This is a genomic window from Variovorax sp. BGA-UO-ETr-C22 (assembly GCF_059567965.1).
Genome location: NZ_JCAQPA010000011.1, coordinates 90,314 through 107,875, shown reverse-complemented (window position 1 = coordinate 107,875; position 17,562 = coordinate 90,314). Strand labels below are relative to the sequence as shown.

Below are 17,562 nucleotides of genomic sequence, written 5' to 3'. Positions count from 1 at the left end.
AAGGTTCTTTTTCATGATCGAAATCCGTCGCGTCTTCACCCATGTCGAGCACATCCACCACGAGTTCGGACCGCGTGCCGAAACCCCGCTGGTGCGCGGTGCCATCGGCGCGGTGCTGACCAATCCTTTCGCGGGCCGCTACGAGCCCGACATCCTGCCGATGATGGCGCTGCTCGACCCCGTGGGCGTCGACATGGCGCACCAGCTGCACGCTGCCATGGACGTGCCGCTCGAGCAGATCGCCACCTACGGCAAGGGCGCCATCGTCGGTGCCGACGGCGAGCTGGAGCACGGCGCGCTGTGGCATGTGCCCGGCGGCTACGCGATGCGCGAGCTGCTCGGCTGGAAGGGCAGCCGCGCCGCCTACACCGCGGGCAAGGCCGAAGAGAAAACCGGCCAGCCCGGCAACGCGCTGTCGATCGTGCCCTCGACCAAGAAGGTCGGCCCGCCCGGCGCCGCGCTCGACGTGCCGCTCACCAACATCAACGCCAGCTACGTGCGCGGCCAGTTCGATGCCATCGAGGTGCGCGTGCCCGGCGCGCCGATGGCCGACGAGATCGTCTTCATCCTCGCGATGAGCACCGGCTACCGCGTGCATGCGCGCGTCGGCGGCCTGCTTGCCAAGGACATCAGCAAGTGGGACGGCCTGCGCTGACCGCACAAGACAAGAGACAAGACAAGGAACACACAGACATGACCGCCAACATCCGCAAGCTCGTCATCCAGGTCGATGAAACCCGCAAGGAAATGGGGCAGGACGTGACGCCGCCCACGCGCCGCGCCGTCGCCATCGCCGTCATCGAGAACCCCTACGCCGGCCGCTACAGCGAGAACCTCGACGAGCTCATCGCCATCGGCGAAGAGCTCGGCGCGCTGCTCGGCCAGAAGGCCGTGAAGGCGCTGGGCATCGAACCCGGCCAGGCGCAGAGCTACGGCAAGGCCGCCATCGTCGGCGAGCGCGGCGAGCTGGAGCATGCCGCCGCCATCCTGCATCCCAAGCTGGGCGCGCCGCTGCGCGTGGCGGTCGAGAAGGGCGCGGCGCTCGTGCCTTCGGCCAAGAAGCAGGGCACGCTGGGCACCGCCATCGACGTGCCGCTGGGCCATAAAGACGCCGCCTTCGTGCGCAGCCACTTCGATGCCGTCGAGGCCCGCGTGAGCGACGCGCCGCGCGCCAACGAGATCGTCGTGGCCGTGGCCGTCACCGACAGCGGCCGCCCGCTGCCGCGCGTCGGCGGCCTGCAGGTCAGTGAAATCAAGGGCGAAGACGGTCTTCGCTGACCTGTCATTGCATCGTCACCCGCATCGTGTTTTCTGTTCGAACTTCTAGGAGCTTCCCGATGAATCCATTGCGCCTTGCCTTCTGCGCCGCTTCCGTCGTCACGCTGGCCACCGCCCTCGTCCCCGCGCATGCGCAGGGCGTGATCAAGATCGGCGAAATCAACAGCTACAAGGCGCAGCCCGCCTTCCTCGAGCCCTACAAGAAGGGCATGGAACTGGCGGTCGACGAGATCAACGCCAAGGGCGGCGTCAACGGCAAGAAGCTGGAGCTCATCAGCCGCGACGACAACGCCAACCCCGGCGACGCCGTGCGCGTGGCCGAAGAACTCATCTCGCGCGAGAAGGTCGACGTGCTGGCCGGCGCCTTCCTGTCGAACACCGGCCTGGCGCTGACCGACTTCGCCAAGCAGAAGAAATTCTTCTACCTCGCCGCCGAGCCGCTCACCGACAAGATCGTCTGGAGCAACGGCAACAAGTACACCTACCGCCTGCGCCCCTCGACCTACATGCAGGTCGCGATGCTGGTGCCCGAGGCCGCCAAGCTCAAGAAGAAGCGCTGGGCCATCGTGTACCCCAACTACGAATACGGCCAGTCGTCGGTCGCCACCTTCAAGACGCTGCTCAAGGCGATCCAGCCCGACGTCGAGTTCGTCGCCGAGCAGGCACCGCCGCTGGGCAAGGTCGATGCGGGCAGCGTGGTGCAGGCCCTGGCCGATGCCAAGCCCGACGCCATCTTCAACGTGCTGTTCGGCGCCGACCTGTCCAAGTTCGTGCGCGAAGGCAACACGCGCGGCCTGTTCAAGGACCGCGAGGTCGTGAGCGTGCTGACCGGCGAGCCCGAGTACCTTGACCCGCTGAAGGACGAGGCGCCCAACGGCTGGGTCGTCACCGGTTATCCCTGGTACGGTGTGAAGACCGCCGAGCACAAGGCCTTCAACGACGCCTACCAGGCCAAGTTCAAGGACTACCCGCGCCTGGGTTCGGTGGTGGGCTACAGCGCCATCTACTCGATCGCCGCCGGCGTGAAGAAGGCCGGCAGCACCGACACCGAGAAGCTCGTGGCCGCCTTTAAGGGCCTGCAGGTCGACACGCCCTTCGGCAAGATCAGCTACCGCGCGCAGGACAACCAGTCCACCATGGGCGCGTACGTCGGCAAGACCAAGAACGACGGCGGCAAGGGCGTGATGGTCGACTACGTCTATCTCGACGGCGCCAAGTTCCAGCCCACCGACGACGAAGTGAAAAAGATGCGCCCTGCGGACTGACCGCACGGCTCCTGCAACGCGTCCGCCGCCGCTTCTTGAGCGCGGCGGGGCGCGGTGTCTCCAGTTTCCTCAGGGTCCTTCATGAGCTTTTCAGGCTTCGTTGTTCAGTTGCTCAACGGGTTGGCTGGCGCGTCTTCGCTGTTTCTGGTGGCGGCCGGCCTCTCGTTGATCTTCGGCGTGACGCGCATCGTCAACTTCGCCCATGGATCTTTTTTCATGGTGGGCATCTACGTCGCGTACACGCTGGTCGAGAAGCTCGGCCCGAGCGTGGGCTTCTGGCCGGCGCTGTTGATCGCCGCGCTCGCGGTGGGCGTGCTGGGCGCGCTCATCGAGGTGCTGCTGCTGCGCCGCATCTACAAGGCGCCCGAGCTGTTCCAGCTCTTGGCCACCTTCGCGCTGGTGCTCGTCATCAAGGACGCGGTGCTGTGGCTCTGGGGGCCTGACGAACTGCTCGGCCCGCGCGCGCCGGGCCTGAAGGGCTCGGTCGAAATCCTCGGGCGCCAGTTTCCTTCCTACGACCTGTTCCTGATCGTCGTCGGACCGCTGGTGCTCGGCCTCGTGTGGCTGCTGCTCACGCGCACGCGCTTCGGCACGCTGGTGCGCGCCGCCACGCAAGACCGCGAGATGGTCAGCGCGCTGGGCGTCAACCAGGCCTGGCTCTTCACCGCGGTGTTCGCGCTTGGCGCGCTGCTCGCGGGCCTGGGCGGCGCACTGCAATTGCCGCGCGAACCCGCCACGCTCGAGATGGACCTGAACACCATCGGCGCCGCCTTCGTCGTGGTGGTGGTCGGCGGCATGGGCTCGCTGCCCGGCGCCTACGTGGCCGCGCTGCTCATCGCCGAGATCAAGGCCGTGTGCATCTGGCTGGGCGTGGTGCAGATCTTCGGCATCGACGTGTCGTTCTCCAAGCTCACGCTGATGGTCGACTTCCTCGTGATGGCCATCGTGCTGGTGTGGCGTCCGTGGGGCCTGTTCGGCCGGCCGCAGGCGCCGAGCCGCTACGTCGGCATGCAGGAAGAACCGCTGCGCCAGCCAAGCACCGCCTACATCGTGGCCGCCGCAGGGCTGGCGCTGGTGCTGGCCGCGCTGCCGCTGCTGACGGCCGGTTCGCCCTACACCACGGTGCTGATGATCGACCTGCTGATCGCCGCGCTGTTCGCCACCAGCCTGCACTTCATCATGGGGCCGGCCGGCATGCACTCCTTCGGCCACGCTGCGTACTTCGGCCTCGGGGCCTACGGCGCGGCGTTGCTGGTGCGCGCGCTGCACCTGCCGATGGAGCTGGCGCTGGTGGTCGCGCCGCTGGTGGCCGCGCTCGGCGCCTTCGTCTACGGCTGGTTCGCCGTGCGGCTGTCGGGCGTGTACCTGGCGATGCTCACGCTGGCCTTCGCGCAGATCACCTGGGCCGTCACCTACCAGTGGGACAGCTTCACGGGCGGCAGCAACGGCCTGACCGGCGTGTGGCCCTCGGAGTGGCTGTCGAACAAGCAGGTGTACTACTGGCTCACGCTGGTGCTCGTGGGCGCGGGCGTGTGGTGGCTGCGCCGCGTGCTGTTCTCGCCCTTCGGCTATGCGCTGCGCGCGGGCCGCGATTCGGTGCTGCGCGCCGACGCCATCGGCATCGACGTCAAGCGCATGCAGTGGGCGGCCTTCGTCATCGCCGGCACCGTGGCCGGCCTGGCCGGCGCGCTCTATGCGTTCTCGAAAGGCAGCATCTCGCCCGAGAGCCTGTCGGTCGGCAAGTCGGTCGACGGCCTCGTGATGGTGCTGCTGGGCGGCATCCAGACCCTGGCGGGCCCCGTGGTCGGCGCCGTCACCTTCACCTGGCTGCACGACACCGTGGCGCGCAACACCGACTACTGGCGCGCCATGCTCGGCGCCATCATCCTGATCCTGGTGCTGCTGTTCCCGCAGGGCATTGCAGGGTCGATCAAGCAACTCGTCGACAGGTGGCGCGCACCGAAGCATGATGAAGCAGACGCCAAGCTCAAGGAGGTGAAGGCATGAGCCTCCTCAAAGTAGAAAACCTCGGCAAGTCTTTCGGCGGCGTGAAGGCCGTGGACGGCATCAGCTTCGAGCTGCCGCCCGGCGAACTGCTTGCGCTCATCGGCCCCAACGGCGCCGGCAAGTCGACCACCTTCAACATGGTGAACGGCCAGCTCAAGGCCGACCAGGGCTCGATCACGCTCGACGGCCACGAACTCGTGGGCCGCAAGCCGCGCGAGATCTGGCGCAAGGGCGTGGGCCGCACCTTCCAGATCGCCGAAACTTTTGCCTCGCTCACCGTGGTCGAGAACGTGCAGATGGCGCTGCTCTCGCACGACCACAAGCTGTTCTCGATGTGGCGCCGCGCGGCCGACCACAAGCGCGACGAAGCGCTGGCGCTGCTCGACCAGGTCGGCATGAAGGCGCAGGCCGACCGGCCCTGCAGCGTGCTGGCCTACGGCGACGTGAAGCGCGTCGAACTCGCCATCGCCATGGCCAACTCGCCCAAGCTGCTGCTCATGGACGAGCCCACCGCCGGCATGGCGCCCCAGGAGCGCAACTCGCTCATGGCGCTCACCAAGGACCTCGTCATCCAGCGCGGCATGGCCGTGCTCTTCACCGAGCACAGCATGGACGTGGTGTTCGCGTACGCCGACCGCATGATCGTGCTGGCGCGCGGGCGCCTCATCGCGCAGGGCAAGCCGCTCGAGATCCGCGACCACCCGAAGGTGCAGGAGGTGTACTTCGGCAGCGGCAAGACCTTCGAGAAGATCGCCGAAAAGGCCGCCGCATTGGGAGTTGCCGCATGAGCACGCATGAACCTCTTCTGGAAGCCAAGGCGCTGTGCGCCTGGTACGGCGCCGCGCAGATCCTCTACGACGTCGACCTCGAAGTGCGGCGCGGCGAAGTCGTCGCGCTCATGGGCCGCAACGGCGCGGGCAAGTCGACCACGCTCAAGACGCTCATCGGCATGCTCACCAAGCGCCGCGGCGCCGTGCGCTTCCTGGGCCACGACATTTCGAAAAGCGAGCCGCACCACGCGGCGCGCCTGGGCCTGGGCTTCGTGCCCGAAGACCGGCGCGTGTTCACCGACCTCACGGTGATGGAGAACCTCGAGGTCGGCAAGCAGCCCGCGCGCCAATGGGCCGACGGCACGGCCGCGCCGCTGTGGACGCCCGAGCGCCTGTTCCAGTTGTTCCCCAACCTCGGCGAAATGCCGAACCGCCCCGGTGGCCGCATGAGCGGCGGCGAGCAGCAGATGCTCACCGTGGCGCGCACGCTGATGGGCAACCCCTATCTCGTGCTGCTCGACGAGCCCTCCGAGGGCGTGGCCCCGGTCATCGTCGAGCAGATGGCCAACATGATCCTCGAGCTCAAGGCGCAGGGCGTGAGCATCCTGCTGTCGGAGCAGAACATGCACTTCGCCGAGCTGGTCTCCGACCGGGCCTACGTGCTCGAGAAGGGGCAGATCCGCTACCACGCCACGATGGCCGAGTTGGCCGCGAACGAAGAAGTGCGCAGGGCTTACCTCAGCGTCTGACCGTTTCCTTTCCTCAACCACCGGAGTCCACACCATGCATCGCAGAACCGTCCTGAAGTCCGCCGCTGCCCTGGGGCTCGTCGGCAGCCTCGGCAGTTTCGGCCTCTCCGCTTTCGCGGCCGGCAAGATCAAGCCCGGTGGCAAGGCCGCGCTGATCGTGGTCGATGTGCAGAACTGTTTTCTCGACGGCGGCACGCTCGCGGTGAAGGGCGGCAACGAGGTGATCCCGGTCATCAACGCGCTGGCGCCCGCGTTCCAGAACATCGTCGTCACGCAGGACTGGCACACGGCGGGCCATGCCTCGTTCGCCAGCACCTACAGCGGCAAGAAGCCCTTCGAGACGACGAAGCTCAATTACGGCACGCAGGTGCTGTGGCCCGACCACTGCGTGCAGGGCACTGAAGACGCCGCGCTCGGCAAGGAGCTGAAGGTGCCGACCGCGCAGCTCATCATCCGCAAGGGCTTCCACAAGGACATGGACAGCTACTCCGCCTTCGAGGAGGCCGACCACAAGACGGCCACCGGCCTGGCCGGCTACCTCAAGGCGCGCGGCATCAAGACCGTGTTCGTCACGGGCCTGGCCACCGACTTCTGCGTGGCCTGGACCGCGATGGACGCGCGCAAGGCCGGCTTCGAGGCCTACGTGATCGAAGACGCCACGCGCGGCATCGATCTCAACGGCTCGCTGGCCGCCGCCTGGAAGCAGATGACGGCCAAGGGCGTCAAGCGCATCCAGTCCGGCGACATCCAGGCCGGCTGACGACGACGAAGCCCGCGGCGCCGCCGCGGCAACACCCCTCCGACGACAACAACAAAGAGACAGACGACGCATGAAGCTTTCGATTTCAAGGCGCACCCTGGTGGCGGGCGGCGCGGCCCTGGCGCTCGGCCCCGGCCTGCTGCGGCCGGCGCGCGCGGACAACGGCGTGACGGACAGCACCATCCGCATCGGCCAGTCGGCCGTGTTCAGCGGCCCGGCGAAAGACTTCGGCGTCGACTACCGCGCGGGCATCCAGCTGTACTTCGACCGCGTCAACAAGTCGGGCGGCATCCACGGCCGCAGGATCGAACTCGTCACCTACGACGACGCCTACGAGCCCGCGAAGACGGCCGCCAACACGGCCAAGTTGATCGACGAGGACAAGGTCTTCGCGCTCACCGGCTACGTCGCCACGGGCAACCTCGCGGCCGCCATGCCGCTGGCCGAGAAGGCCGGCGTGCCGATGTTCGCGCCGCTGGTGGGCACCACGTCGTTTCGCACCAAGACCAACCGCTACCTGTTCCACGTGCGCGCGGGCTACGACCTGGAGCTGCGCAAGATCATCAGCCACCTCTCGACGCTGGGCATCCAGTCGATCGCCGTGGTCTACCAGGACAGCGCCTTCGGCAAGTCGAACCTCGCCACCTGCGAGCAGCTGGCCGCCGAGTACAAGGTGAAGGTGGTGCAGACGCTGCCCATGGCCATCGCGGCCGAAGACGCCAAGCAGGTGATCGGCGGGCTCGCCGAGGGCCGGCCCGGCGCCGTCGTGATGATCATGGCCGGGCGCATGACCGAGGTCTTCATCCGCGACTACCGCGCGAGCGGCGCGGCGGCGCCGCTGTACACGCTGTCGGTCGGCATCACCGACGCGGCGGGTTCCGCCAAGCGGCTCGAAGGCAAGCTCGCCGGGCTGGTCACGGCCAGCATCGTGCCGCCGCCCGGTGCGCAGCGCGTGCCCATCGTGGCCGACTACCAGCGCGACCGCGCCGAGTTCGGCCAGAAGATCGACAGCTACACCGCGCTCGAGGGCTACATCGTCGCGCGTGTGATGACCGAGGGCCTGCGCCGCGCGGGCAAGGCGCTCACGCGCGACAGCTTCATCGCCGGGCTCGAGAGCATCGGCAGCACGCGCTTCGGCGACTTCCCCGTCGACTACAGCGCGAAGAACCACAACGGCTCGACCTTCGTGGACCTGGAGATGTACACCCGTGACGGCCAGTTGCGGCGCTGAGCCGCTGCACCTGCAGGTCAACGGCCGGGCGCACGCGCTCGCCGGCGTGCCGCGCGAAGCCTCGCTGCTGCACCTGCTGCGCAACGACCTCGGGCTCAACGGGCCCAAGTACGGCTGCGGGCTCGGGCAGTGCGGTGCGTGCACGGTGCACGTCGACGGCGTGGCCGCGCGGTCCTGCGTGATTCCGGCGCACGGCGTGGCGGGGCGCAGCATCACCACGCTCGAAGGCCTGGGCATGCGCGGGCGCTGGCACCCGGTGCAGGCCGCCTTCGAAGACGCGCAGGCCGCCCAGTGCGGCTACTGCCTCAACGGCATGGTGATGCAGGCGGCGGCGCTGCTCGCGCGTGATCCGCATGCGAGCGAGGCGCGCATCCGCAGCGAGCTCTCGGGCAACCTGTGCCGCTGCGGCACGCACATCGAGATCCTCGACGCCGTGCAGCGCGCCGCCGTGCGCCTGCGCACGGCCCCGCCGGACGCCCCCGCCGCATGACGCGCCGCGCCGACCTGCCGCAGACGCGCGCGGAATTCCTCGCTGCCGATGGCGTGCTGCTGGTGGTGCGCGAGGCGCCGCCCCCGCCGCCGCCCGCCAAGGGCCAGCCCGCCTTCATCGCCAGCCACCCCAGCGAAGGCGACGAGGTGTTGCTCGCGCTGTGGGACGACGGCAGCGTCTCCGCGCTCAACGGCCACGTCGACCTGGGCACCGGCATCCAGACCGCGCTCGCGCAGATCGTGGCCGAGGAGCTCGACCTCGGCATGCCCTGCGTGCGCATGATGCTCGGCGACACCGCGCGCGCGCCCAACCAGGGCGCGACCATCGCGAGCGCGTCGATCCAGATCCACGCGCAGCCGCTGCGGCTGGCCGCGGCGCAGGCTCGCGTTTGGCTGCTGGCGCGCGCGGCCGAACGGCTGGGCGCGGCCGTCGATGCGCTGCAGGTGCGCAACGGCGTGGTGCGCGTGGCCGAGGCGCCGGAGCGCCACCTCAACTACGCGGACCTCGTGGCGCACCAGCGCACGGTGCTGCGGCTGGACCTCGATGCCACCCCCAAGAACCCGGCCGACTACCGCCTCGTCGGCACGCGCCAGGCGCGCGTCGACATCCCGGCCAAGCTCGCGGGCGACCTCGTGTTCGTGCACGACATGCGCGTGCCCGGCATGCTGCACGGCCGCGTGGTGCGCCCGCCGTATGCGGGCGCGGACCACGGCGAGTTCATCGGCAACACGCTCGAAGCGGTCGACGAAGCGTCGATCGCGCACATCCCCGGCATCCGCGCCGTGGTCGTGGTGCGCGACTTCGTCGGCATCGTCGCCGAGCGCGAAGAGTACGCCGAGCAGGCGATGCGCGAGCTGCGCGTGACCTGGAAGCCCTGGCCCGGCATGCCCGACCTGCGCGACGTGGCACAGGCCCTGCGCGACAACCCCTCGACGCAGCGCCTGCTGGTCGACGAGGGCGATGTCGACGGCGCGATGGCCGCCGCCGCGCAGCCGATGCAGCGCACCTACGTGTGGCCCTACCAGATGCATGCGTCCATCGGCCCCTCGTGCGCGCTGGCCGAGTGGCAACCGGCGGACGGCAGCGGCATGCAACTGCGCTGCTGGGCCGGGTCGCAGAATCCGCACGTCCTGCGTGCCGATCTTGCGAAGTTGATGGGCGTGGACGACGTGCAGGTCGACGTCGTGCGCATGGAGGCCGCGGGCTGCTACGGCCGCAACGGCGCCGACGACGTGGCGGCCGATGCCGCGCTGCTCGCGCGCGCCGTGGGCGCGCCGGTGCGCGTGCAGCTCTCGCGCGAGCAGGAGCATGCGTGGGAGCCCAAGGGCGCCGCGCAGCTCATGGAGATCGACGGCGGGCTCATGGCCGACGGCCGCGTCGCCGCCTACGACTTCGAAACCTCGTACCCCTCGAACGGCGCGCCCACGCTGGCGCTGCTGCTCACGCGCACGGTCGAGCCGGTGGCGCAGGCCTACGAGATGGGCGACCGCACCGCGCGACCGCCCTACACCTACGACAACCTGCGCGTGAAGGTCAACGACATGGCGCCGATCGTGCGCGCCTCGTGGCTGCGCGGCGTGTCGGCGCTGCCGAGTTCGTTCGCGCACGAGTCGTACATCGACGAGCTGGCGACGGCCGCCGGTGTCGACCCCGTGCAGTTCCGCCTGCGGCACCTGGACGACCCGCGCGCGGTCGAGCTCGTGCAGGCCACCGCGCAGAAGGCCGGCTGGCGCATGCGCACCGGGCCGAAGGAGAACGCCGACGGCGGGCTCGGAGAGGGCGGCGACATCCTCTTCGGCCAGGGCTTTGCGTACGCGCGCTACATCCACAGCAAGTGGCCGGGCTTCGGCGCGGCGTGGGCTGCGTGGGTGGCCGATGTCGAGGTCAACCAGAAGACCGGCGAGGTGCACGTGCGCCGCGTGGTGGTGGGGCACGACGCGGGGCTGCTGGTCAACCCGGCGGGCGTCGAGCACCAGGTGCACGGCAACGTGATCCAGACCACGAGCCGTGCGCTCAAGGAGCAGGTGCAGTTCGCGCCGCAGCAGGGCGCCGCAACGGGCGGTGCGCAGTTGCCGGGCGTGCTGCCTTCGGGCGTGGTCGCGAGCCGCGAGTGGGGCAGCTACCCGATCCTCAATTTCCGCGACGTGCCGGTGATCGAGGTCATGCACATGCCGCGTCCCGGCGAGCCGTCGTTGGGCGCGGGCGAGTCGTCGTCGGTGCCGGGCACGGCGGCGATCGCCAATGCGATCTTCGATGCGACGGGCGTGCGCTTCCGCTCGCCGCCGTTCACGCCGGAGACGGTGCTGGCGGAACTGAACCGGGGTTCGCTGCCACCGCCTCCGGGCCAGGGCGATGGCCACGCGAAGGGCGATGCCGCCGGACCCTCTTCCTCAGCTGCCTCGAGCGCAGGCGTGAGCAACGCCCTGTGGCCGCGTCGCAAGGGCCTGTGGGCCACCGGCGCCGCGCTCTTCATCGGCGGCCTCGGCGTCATCGCCGGCCTGCTCGGCTGGCGCGCGGCCATCGCGCCCGTGTCGCTCAGCGCGCCGGTCTACAGCGAGTCCACCATCGAACGCGGCCGCGTGCTCGCCGCGCTCGGCGACTGCGCCGTGTGTCACACCGCACCCGGCGGCGCACCCAATGCCGGTGGCCGCGCAATGGACACGCCCTTCGGCACGCTCTACACCACCAACCTCACGCCCGACGCCGAGACGGGCCTGGGCCGCTGGTCGTTCAGCGCCTTCCAGCGCGCGATGCGCGAAGGCGTCTCGCGCGACGGCCACCACCTGTACCCCGCGTTCCCCTACACCGCCTTCGCGAAGACCAGCGACGACGACCTGCAGGCGCTCTATGCGTACTTCATGGCGATGCCGGCGGTGCGTGCGGAAACGCCCAAGTCCGAACTGAAGTTCCCGTTCAACCTGCGCCCGCTGATGGCCGGCTGGAACGCGCTGTTCCACGACCCCGCGCCGCTTCCGCCCGTGCCCACGCAGAGCGCCGAATGGAACCGCGGTGCCTACCTCGTCAACGGCCTGGGCCATTGCGGCGCCTGCCACACGCCGCGCAACGCGCTCGGCGCGGAGCAGGGCGGCAGCGCGTTCCTCTCGGGCGCAATGGTCGATGGTTGGGAAGCGCCCGCGCTCACGCAGCTGTCGAAGGCCGCCGTGCCTTGGGACACCGACGCGCTGTACCGCTACCTGCGCAACGGCCACTCGCCGCGGCACGGCATCGCGGGTGGCCCGATGGCCGAGGTGGTGCGCGAACTCGCGCAGGTGCCCGACGCCGACGTGCGCGCGATGGCCGTCTACCTCGGCTCCTTCAACCCCGAGCCGGTCGCGCAGCCGCAGGCGCTCGCGCAGCAGGCCATCGACAACGCCGCGCGCACGCAGGGCCAGCTGCTCGGCCCCGCGCAGCGCATGTTCGACAGCGCGTGTGCGTCGTGCCACCACGACGGCGACGGTCCCACGCTGCTGGGCGTGAACACGCTGCTCGCACTCAACAGCAGCCTCACGAGCACACGGCCCGACAACCTGCTGCGCACCATCCTCGACGGCGTGCGCGCACCCGCGCACCGCGACATCGGCTTCATGCCCGCGTTCCGCGAAGCGCTCGACGACCGCCAGATCGCCGACCTCGCCGGCTACATGCGCGCACGTTTCGCGCCGCAGGAAGCGCCGTGGGCGAACCTGCCCGCCGAGGTGGCGCGCGTGCGGGCCACGCCGGGCCACTGACCCGCGGCGGGCGTGGCCGCGGGCCCGCGGCTACGATGGCGCGCAGACCTTATTCACGGAGACACCCCACCATGCCTTTGGACCTTTCGACCGCTTCCAGCCTGCCCCGCGACGCCGAGCGCGCCACCCTTGTCGGCCGTCTCTGGCAACCCGGCGTGGGCCCGGTGCTGGTGGCCGTGCAGGGCGATGGCCTGCACGACCTGTCGACGCTCGCACCCACCATGAGCGACCTGCTCGAAGGCAACGGCTCGCCAGCCGAAGCCGTGCGCGCGGCACTGCAGAGTGGCACCGCGCCACGCATCGCCGCACTCGATGCCGTGCTCGCCAACAGCGACGAGAGCAAGCGCGACAGTGGCCAACCCTGGCTGCTCGCACCCTGCGACCTGCAGGTCGTGAAGGCCAGCGGCGTGACCTTCGTCGCCAGCCTGCTCGAACGCGTGATCGAAGAGCAGGCACGCGGCGATGCCTCGCGCGCCGAGGCCACGCGCGCGGCCATCGGCGACGTGCTCGGCGACAACCTCGCCGACATCGTGCCGGGCTCGCCCGAAGCCATGAAGGTGAAGGACGTGCTCATCGCGCAAGGCATGTGGTCGCAGTACCTCGAGGTCGGCATCGGCCCCGACGCCGAGGTCTTCACCAAGGCGCCGGTGCTCGCGGCCGTGGGCACGGGCGCCGACGTGGGCATCCACGCGGACTCGGCCTGGAACAACCCCGAGCCCGAGGTCGTGCTCGCGGTGAACAGCCGCGGCGAGACGCTGGGCGCCGCGCTCGGCAACGACGTCAACCTGCGCGACTTCGAAGGCCGCAGCGCACTGCTGCTGGGCAAGGCGAAGGACAACAACGCCTCGTGCGCCATCGGCCCGTTCATCCGTCTGTTCGACGCGCACTTCGGCATCGCCGATGTGCGGCGCATCACGGTCGCGCTGAACGTGACGGGGCCCGAGGGCTTCACGCTCGAAGGTTCGAGTTCGCTCGCGAAGATCAGCCGCGATCCACTCGACCTCGTGGCGCAGACACTCAACCGCCACCACGCCTACCCAGACGGTTTCATGTTGTTTCTGGGCACGATGTTCGCGCCGACACAAGACCGTCACGGACCGGGGCAAGGATTCACGCATGTCGTGGGCGACCATGTGCGCATCGCGGCCCCTGAATTGGGTGCGTTGAACAACCGCGTCGTGCATGCAGACCAGGCGCCGCGGTGGTCTTTCGGCCTCGGTGCGTTGATGCGCAACCTCGCGTCGCGCAAGTTGCTGTAGCCCGTACTTCTGCACTTTAAAAGCAGATGTACTCCTTTGGAATTCAGAGGCTGCACTTTGCATTCTGTTGCGGTTGACCATGCCTCTTCTTACCCTCAAGATGACTACCATCGCGAGTGGATAAATCAAGGGAGTCGTGGTTGCTGCCGAATGAGATCGATCTGTTGCAGACGCCCGTCGAGGGCCCGCTTCCCTGTGGTGAAGATCTGGAATACGACGCCGATTTCATGGCGCTCCAACAGGCGGCCACGGGCAAGCGCGAGCAGCAGTTCGGCGACACCATCATTCCCGCCGAGCCGCCCGACTGGGCGCGCGTAGACCGTATCGCACGGCAGCTGTGCGTACGCACGCGCGACCTGCGCGTGCTGGTGCCGCTCACGCTCGCATGGACCGAAAGCCGCGGCCTGCCCGGCTATGTCGACGGGCTGCGCCAGGTCGATGCGGTGCTGCAGACTTTCTGGAACGACGTGCATCCGCGCGTCGTCGATGGCACGAACGAAGACCCGCTGCCGCGCATGAATGCGCTGGCCGCACTGGCCGAAGCCGAAGGGCTCGGACGCAGCGTGCGCGATGCGCGGCTGCTCGAAGACGGTGGCACGGCGATGAGCCTGCGGCAGGTCGAGGCGCTGCTCGATTCGAGCAAGAGCGACCAGGTGGACTACCCCGGCGGCGTCGGCCGCCTGCGCGAGGCCGCACGCCGCGCACACGACAAGGCGGCGGCGCCGGTCGTGGCCCTGCGTGAGGCTTTGGCACTGCTGCAGCGCATCCGAGAGACCTGCGAGCGCGCGCTGGGCCAGAGCTGGGCGCCCGATTTTTCACGGCTCGAACGGTCGCTGCGCACCGTGGGCCAGTTGCTGCCGGAGCAGCCGCACAGCGAGGTGCCGCAGGCGTCGGCAGTGGGCCGTGCAGAAGACACAAGCGGTGCGGCGCAGGTGCACGCACCCGCAACGCACGTTGCAGCGGCCACGCAGGCTGCAGTGCGTCCGCTGCGGATTCAAGAGATTGAAATATCGGCTCGTGAAGATGTGCAAGTGTTGTTGGAAAAAGCATGCGAGTTCCTGGAACGAACGGAACCGAGCCATCCGGCACCCATGCTGATCCGCAGGGCCCAGCGGCTGATGGACCTCAACTTCTTCCAGATCATCGAAGAGCTCGTGCCCGAGGGATTGCAAAAGATAGAAAGCCTTGCCGGCCGCCCGTTGAACGGCGACGCCGCATTGCCCTAGCGGCCGTTGCGCCGGCGAGCAGGAACAACGCGCCGGCACCGGTCGACCGGTACGACCCATGCATTCAGTTTCAAGAGGACGCTTATGGCAGACAACCGTGTCAGGAACAGTGGTCAGAAGTTCATCGCGCGCAACCGGGCGCCGCGCGTGCAGATCGAGTACGACGTCGAGATCTACGGCAGCGAACGCAAGATCCAGCTGCCTTTCGTGATGGGCGTCATCGCCGACCTCGCGGGCAAGCAGACCGACCCCATGCCCGATCTCGCGGAGCGCGAGTTCATGGCGGTGGACATCGACAACTTCGACGAGCGCATGAAGTCCATCAAGCCGCGCGTCGCGTTCCAGGTGCCCAACACGCTCACCGGCGAAGGCCAGATGAACGTGGACATCACCTTCGACAGCATGGACGACTTCTCGCCCGCGCGCATCGCGCGCCAGGTCGATGCGCTGCAGCAGCTGCTCGAGGCGCGCACCGAGCTGTCGAACCTGCTCTCGTACATGGACGGCAAGAACGGCGCCGAGCAACTCATCGCGCAGGCGCTGCAGAACCCGGCGCTGCTCAAGTCGCTGGCGTCCGCGCCCAACCCCGCGGTCGCGCAGGCGGCCGCAGATGCCGCAGCAGCCAAGCAAGCCGACGACAGGACCGCACCATGAGCACCGCATCCCAGCAAGGCGCACGCGCCCGCACCGCCACCGTCGAAGCCCTCGAACCCAACGAGTTCTCCGACCTCCTGCAGCGCGAGTTCAAGCCCAAGACCGAGCAGGCGCGCGAGGCGGTGGAGAACGCCGTCAAGACGCTGGCCGTGCAGGCGCTCGAGAACACCGTCACCATCTCGAACGACGCCTACCGCAGCGTGCAGGCCATCATCACGGAGATCGACCGCAAGCTGTCGGAGCAGATCAACCAGATCCTGCACCACGAAGACTTCCAGCAGCTCGAAGGTGCATGGCGCGGCCTCCACTACCTCGTGAACAACACCGAGACCGACGAGCAGCTGAAGATCCGCGTCATGTGCGCATCGAAGCGTGAAGTGGCGCGCTCGCTCAAGCGCCACAAGGGCATCGGCTGGGACCAGAGCCCGATGTTCAAGAAGATCTACGAGGCCGAGTACGGCCAGTTCGGCGGCGAGCCCTTCGGCGCGCTGATCGGCGACTTCCACTTCGACCACAGCCCGCCCGACGTCGAGATGCTCGGCGAGATGGCCAAGATCGCCGCCGCCGCGCACTGCCCCTTCATCGCCGGCGCCTCGCCCACCGTGATGCAGATGGACTCGTGGCAGGAGCTGTCGAACCCGCGCGATTTGACCAAGATCTTCCAGAACACCGAGCACACCGCGTGGCGCTCGCTGCGCGATTCGGAAGACGCGCGCTACATCGGCCTGGCCATGCCGCGCTTCCTGGCGCGCTTGCCCTACGGTGCGCGCACCAACCCGGTCGACGAGTTCGAGTTCGAGGAAGAAACCGATTCGGCGCTGCACACGCGCTACACCTGGGCCAACTCGGCCTATGCGATGGGCGTGAACATCAACCGCTCGTTCAAGCAGTTCGGCTGGTGCACCTCGATCCGCGGCGTGGAGTCGGGCGGCGCGGTCGAGAACCTGCCCACCCACACCTTCCCCACCGACGACGGCGGCGTGGACATGAAGTGCCCGACCGAGATCGCCATCAGCGACCGGCGCGAGGCCGAGCTCGCCAAGAACGGTTTCATGCCGCTGGTGCACCGCAAGAACTCCGACTTCGCGGCCTTCATCGGCGCGCAGTCGCTGCAGCAGCCGGCCGAGTACTACGACGCCGACGCCACGGCCAACGCCAACCTGGCGGCGCGCCTGCCGTACCTGTTTGCGTGCTGCCGCTTCGCGCACTACCTGAAGTGCATCGTGCGCGACAAGATCGGCTCGTTCCGAGAGCGCGAGGACATGGAGCGCTGGCTCAACGACTGGATCATGAACTACGTCGACGGCAGCCCCGGCACCTCGTCGCAGGACACGAAGGCGATGAAGCCGCTGGCGGCGGCCGAGGTCCAGGTGGAAGCCATTGAGGACAACCCCGGCTACTACGCCGCCAAGTTTTTTCTCCGGCCGCACTACCAGCTCGAGGGGCTGACGGTGTCGTTGCGGCTGGTTTCGAAGCTGCCGTCCAACAAGAAGGACAGCAGCTAATTCCACTGTCCCGCTACCGGGCAATTCATCGATAACTTTTGGGGGTCAATCATGGCAGTAGACATGTTCATGCGCGTCGAGGGTGCAAACGGCGAGTCCAAGGACTCCAACCACAAGGACTGGACCGACATCAAGTCGTTTGCATGGGGAGCGACGCAGCCTGGCAACATGGTCAGCGGCGGTGGCGGCGGCGTGGGCAAGGCCAGCTTCAACGACCTGCAGGTGCTCGCGCGCATCGACAAGGCGGCGCCTTCCGTGCTGAAGAACTGCGCGAGCGGCAAGCACCTGAGCAAGGTCGAGGTGGCCGTGTGCAAGGCCGGCGGCTCGCAGATCGAGTACACGCGCGTCACGCTCGAAGAAGTGCTTGTCACCTCGGTGCAGTACACGGCCGAGCAGGGCGGTGACGCGGTGCTCGTGCAGTACGCCTTCCAGGCCGCGAAGGTGAAACAGCAGTACTGGGAACAGACCGACAAGGGCGGCAAGGGCGCCGAGACGGTGCTGGGCTGGAACATCAAGGAAAACAAGGAAGCCTGATTTCCTTGTTGCGCGGCGGGGCCGTGGCCTTCAGGGCCATGCAGCCCCCGCCGGCGGTCCACAGCCGTTTGTCTGTCTCCTGCGGCGCCCCTTCGCGGCGCGCCGC

15 protein-coding genes are annotated in these 17,562 nt (G+C 68.5%); all 15 read left to right on the top strand.

Annotation, left to right across the window (positions count from 1 at the left end; all coding sequences use genetic code 11):
- The first annotated feature begins 13 nt into the window (after positions 1-13).
- Positions 14-655 carry an amino acid synthesis family protein gene (locus tag AC57B8_RS20335; protein WP_095743158.1) on the top strand — a complete coding sequence of 214 codons (642 nt, stop codon included), beginning with the start codon at positions 14-16 and terminating at the stop codon, positions 653-655.
- Positions 656-693: 38 nt separating this feature from the next.
- Positions 694-1,278: an amino acid synthesis family protein gene (locus AC57B8_RS20330; protein WP_095949852.1), complete on the top strand. Its 585-nt coding sequence runs from the start codon at positions 694-696 to the stop codon at positions 1,276-1,278.
- Positions 1,279-1,337: 59 nt separating this feature from the next.
- Entirely contained in the window at positions 1,338-2,543 is a 1,206-nt protein-coding gene (locus AC57B8_RS20325; protein WP_062473975.1) for an ABC transporter substrate-binding protein, read from the top strand.
- 81 nt (positions 2,544-2,624) lie between these two features.
- Positions 2,625-4,550 carry an ABC transporter permease gene (locus AC57B8_RS20320; protein ID WP_496480605.1) on the top strand — a complete coding sequence of 642 codons (1,926 nt, stop codon included), beginning with the start codon at positions 2,625-2,627 and terminating at the stop codon, positions 4,548-4,550.
- Positions 4,547-5,338, top strand: a complete 792-nt coding sequence (locus AC57B8_RS20315) for an ABC transporter ATP-binding protein (RefSeq protein ID WP_496480604.1) — start codon at positions 4,547-4,549, stop codon at positions 5,336-5,338. Before AC57B8_RS20320 ends, AC57B8_RS20315 begins: the two co-directional genes overlap by 4 nt.
- Entirely contained in the window at positions 5,335-6,069 is a 735-nt protein-coding gene (locus AC57B8_RS20310) for an ABC transporter ATP-binding protein (protein WP_139703387.1), read from the top strand. The genes AC57B8_RS20315 and AC57B8_RS20310 overlap by 4 nt, the downstream gene beginning before the upstream one ends.
- A 34-nt stretch (positions 6,070-6,103) precedes the next feature.
- Positions 6,104-6,829: a bifunctional nicotinamidase/pyrazinamidase gene (gene pncA, locus AC57B8_RS20305; protein ID WP_496480603.1), complete on the top strand. Its 726-nt coding sequence runs from the start codon at positions 6,104-6,106 to the stop codon at positions 6,827-6,829.
- A gap of 70 nt (positions 6,830-6,899) precedes the next feature.
- Positions 6,900-8,060: an ABC transporter substrate-binding protein gene (locus tag AC57B8_RS20300; RefSeq protein WP_496480602.1), complete on the top strand. Its 1,161-nt coding sequence runs from the start codon at positions 6,900-6,902 to the stop codon at positions 8,058-8,060.
- Positions 8,038-8,550, top strand: a complete 513-nt coding sequence (locus AC57B8_RS20295; RefSeq protein WP_496480601.1) for a (2Fe-2S)-binding protein — start codon at positions 8,038-8,040, stop codon at positions 8,548-8,550. Before AC57B8_RS20300 ends, AC57B8_RS20295 begins: the two co-directional genes overlap by 23 nt.
- Positions 8,547-12,278: a molybdopterin cofactor-binding domain-containing protein gene (locus AC57B8_RS20290; protein WP_496480600.1), complete on the top strand. Its 3,732-nt coding sequence runs from the start codon at positions 8,547-8,549 to the stop codon at positions 12,276-12,278. The genes AC57B8_RS20295 and AC57B8_RS20290 overlap by 4 nt, the downstream gene beginning before the upstream one ends.
- Positions 12,279-12,349: 71 nt before the next feature.
- A complete protein-coding gene (locus AC57B8_RS20285) occupies positions 12,350-13,537 on the top strand; it encodes a fumarylacetoacetate hydrolase family protein (RefSeq protein WP_496480599.1) in 1,188 nt (395 codons plus the stop codon).
- A gap of 140 nt (positions 13,538-13,677) precedes the next feature.
- The gene (gene tssA / locus AC57B8_RS20280) at positions 13,678-14,763 is read left to right on the top strand and encodes a type VI secretion system protein TssA (protein WP_496480598.1); all 1,086 of its coding nucleotides are present in this window, start codon (positions 13,678-13,680) and stop codon (positions 14,761-14,763) included.
- Between the two features lie 84 nt (positions 14,764-14,847).
- Positions 14,848-15,417, top strand: coding sequence for a type VI secretion system contractile sheath small subunit (gene tssB / locus AC57B8_RS20275; RefSeq protein ID WP_062473966.1), 570 nt, complete (start codon positions 14,848-14,850; stop codon positions 15,415-15,417).
- Positions 15,414-16,922, top strand: a complete 1,509-nt coding sequence (gene tssC / locus AC57B8_RS20270) for a type VI secretion system contractile sheath large subunit (protein WP_056583649.1) — start codon at positions 15,414-15,416, stop codon at positions 16,920-16,922. The genes tssB and tssC overlap by 4 nt, the downstream gene beginning before the upstream one ends.
- A gap of 51 nt (positions 16,923-16,973) precedes the next feature.
- Complete coding sequence (locus AC57B8_RS20265; protein WP_062473964.1) at positions 16,974-17,456, top strand: Hcp family type VI secretion system effector; 483 nt, start codon at positions 16,974-16,976, stop codon at positions 17,454-17,456.
- The last annotated feature ends 106 nt before the right edge of the window (positions 17,457-17,562 follow it).

Bases quoted from the DNA above. Each gene is read 5' to 3' on its own strand.
- AC57B8_RS20330 (WP_095949852.1), top strand. From the start codon at position 694: ATGACCGCCAACATCCGCAAGCTCGTCATCCAGGTCGATGAAACCCGC.
- AC57B8_RS20300 (WP_496480602.1), top strand. From the start codon at position 6,900: ATGAAGCTTTCGATTTCAAGGCGCACCCTGGTGGCGGGCGGCGCGGCC.
- AC57B8_RS20320 (WP_496480605.1), top strand. From the start codon at position 2,625: ATGAGCTTTTCAGGCTTCGTTGTTCAGTTGCTCAACGGGTTGGCTGGC.
- AC57B8_RS20315 (WP_496480604.1), top strand. From the start codon at position 4,547: ATGAGCCTCCTCAAAGTAGAAAACCTCGGCAAGTCTTTCGGCGGCGTG.
- pncA (WP_496480603.1), top strand. From the start codon at position 6,104: ATGCATCGCAGAACCGTCCTGAAGTCCGCCGCTGCCCTGGGGCTCGTC.
- AC57B8_RS20310 (WP_139703387.1), top strand. From the start codon at position 5,335: ATGAGCACGCATGAACCTCTTCTGGAAGCCAAGGCGCTGTGCGCCTGG.
- tssC (WP_056583649.1), top strand. From the start codon at position 15,414: ATGAGCACCGCATCCCAGCAAGGCGCACGCGCCCGCACCGCCACCGTC.
- AC57B8_RS20290 (WP_496480600.1), top strand. From the start codon at position 8,547: ATGACGCGCCGCGCCGACCTGCCGCAGACGCGCGCGGAATTCCTCGCT.
- AC57B8_RS20265 (WP_062473964.1), top strand. From the start codon at position 16,974: ATGGCAGTAGACATGTTCATGCGCGTCGAGGGTGCAAACGGCGAGTCC.
- AC57B8_RS20335 (WP_095743158.1), top strand. From the start codon at position 14: ATGATCGAAATCCGTCGCGTCTTCACCCATGTCGAGCACATCCACCAC.
- AC57B8_RS20285 (WP_496480599.1), top strand. From the start codon at position 12,350: ATGCCTTTGGACCTTTCGACCGCTTCCAGCCTGCCCCGCGACGCCGAG.
- AC57B8_RS20325 (WP_062473975.1), top strand. From the start codon at position 1,338: ATGAATCCATTGCGCCTTGCCTTCTGCGCCGCTTCCGTCGTCACGCTG.
- tssB (WP_062473966.1), top strand. From the start codon at position 14,848: ATGGCAGACAACCGTGTCAGGAACAGTGGTCAGAAGTTCATCGCGCGC.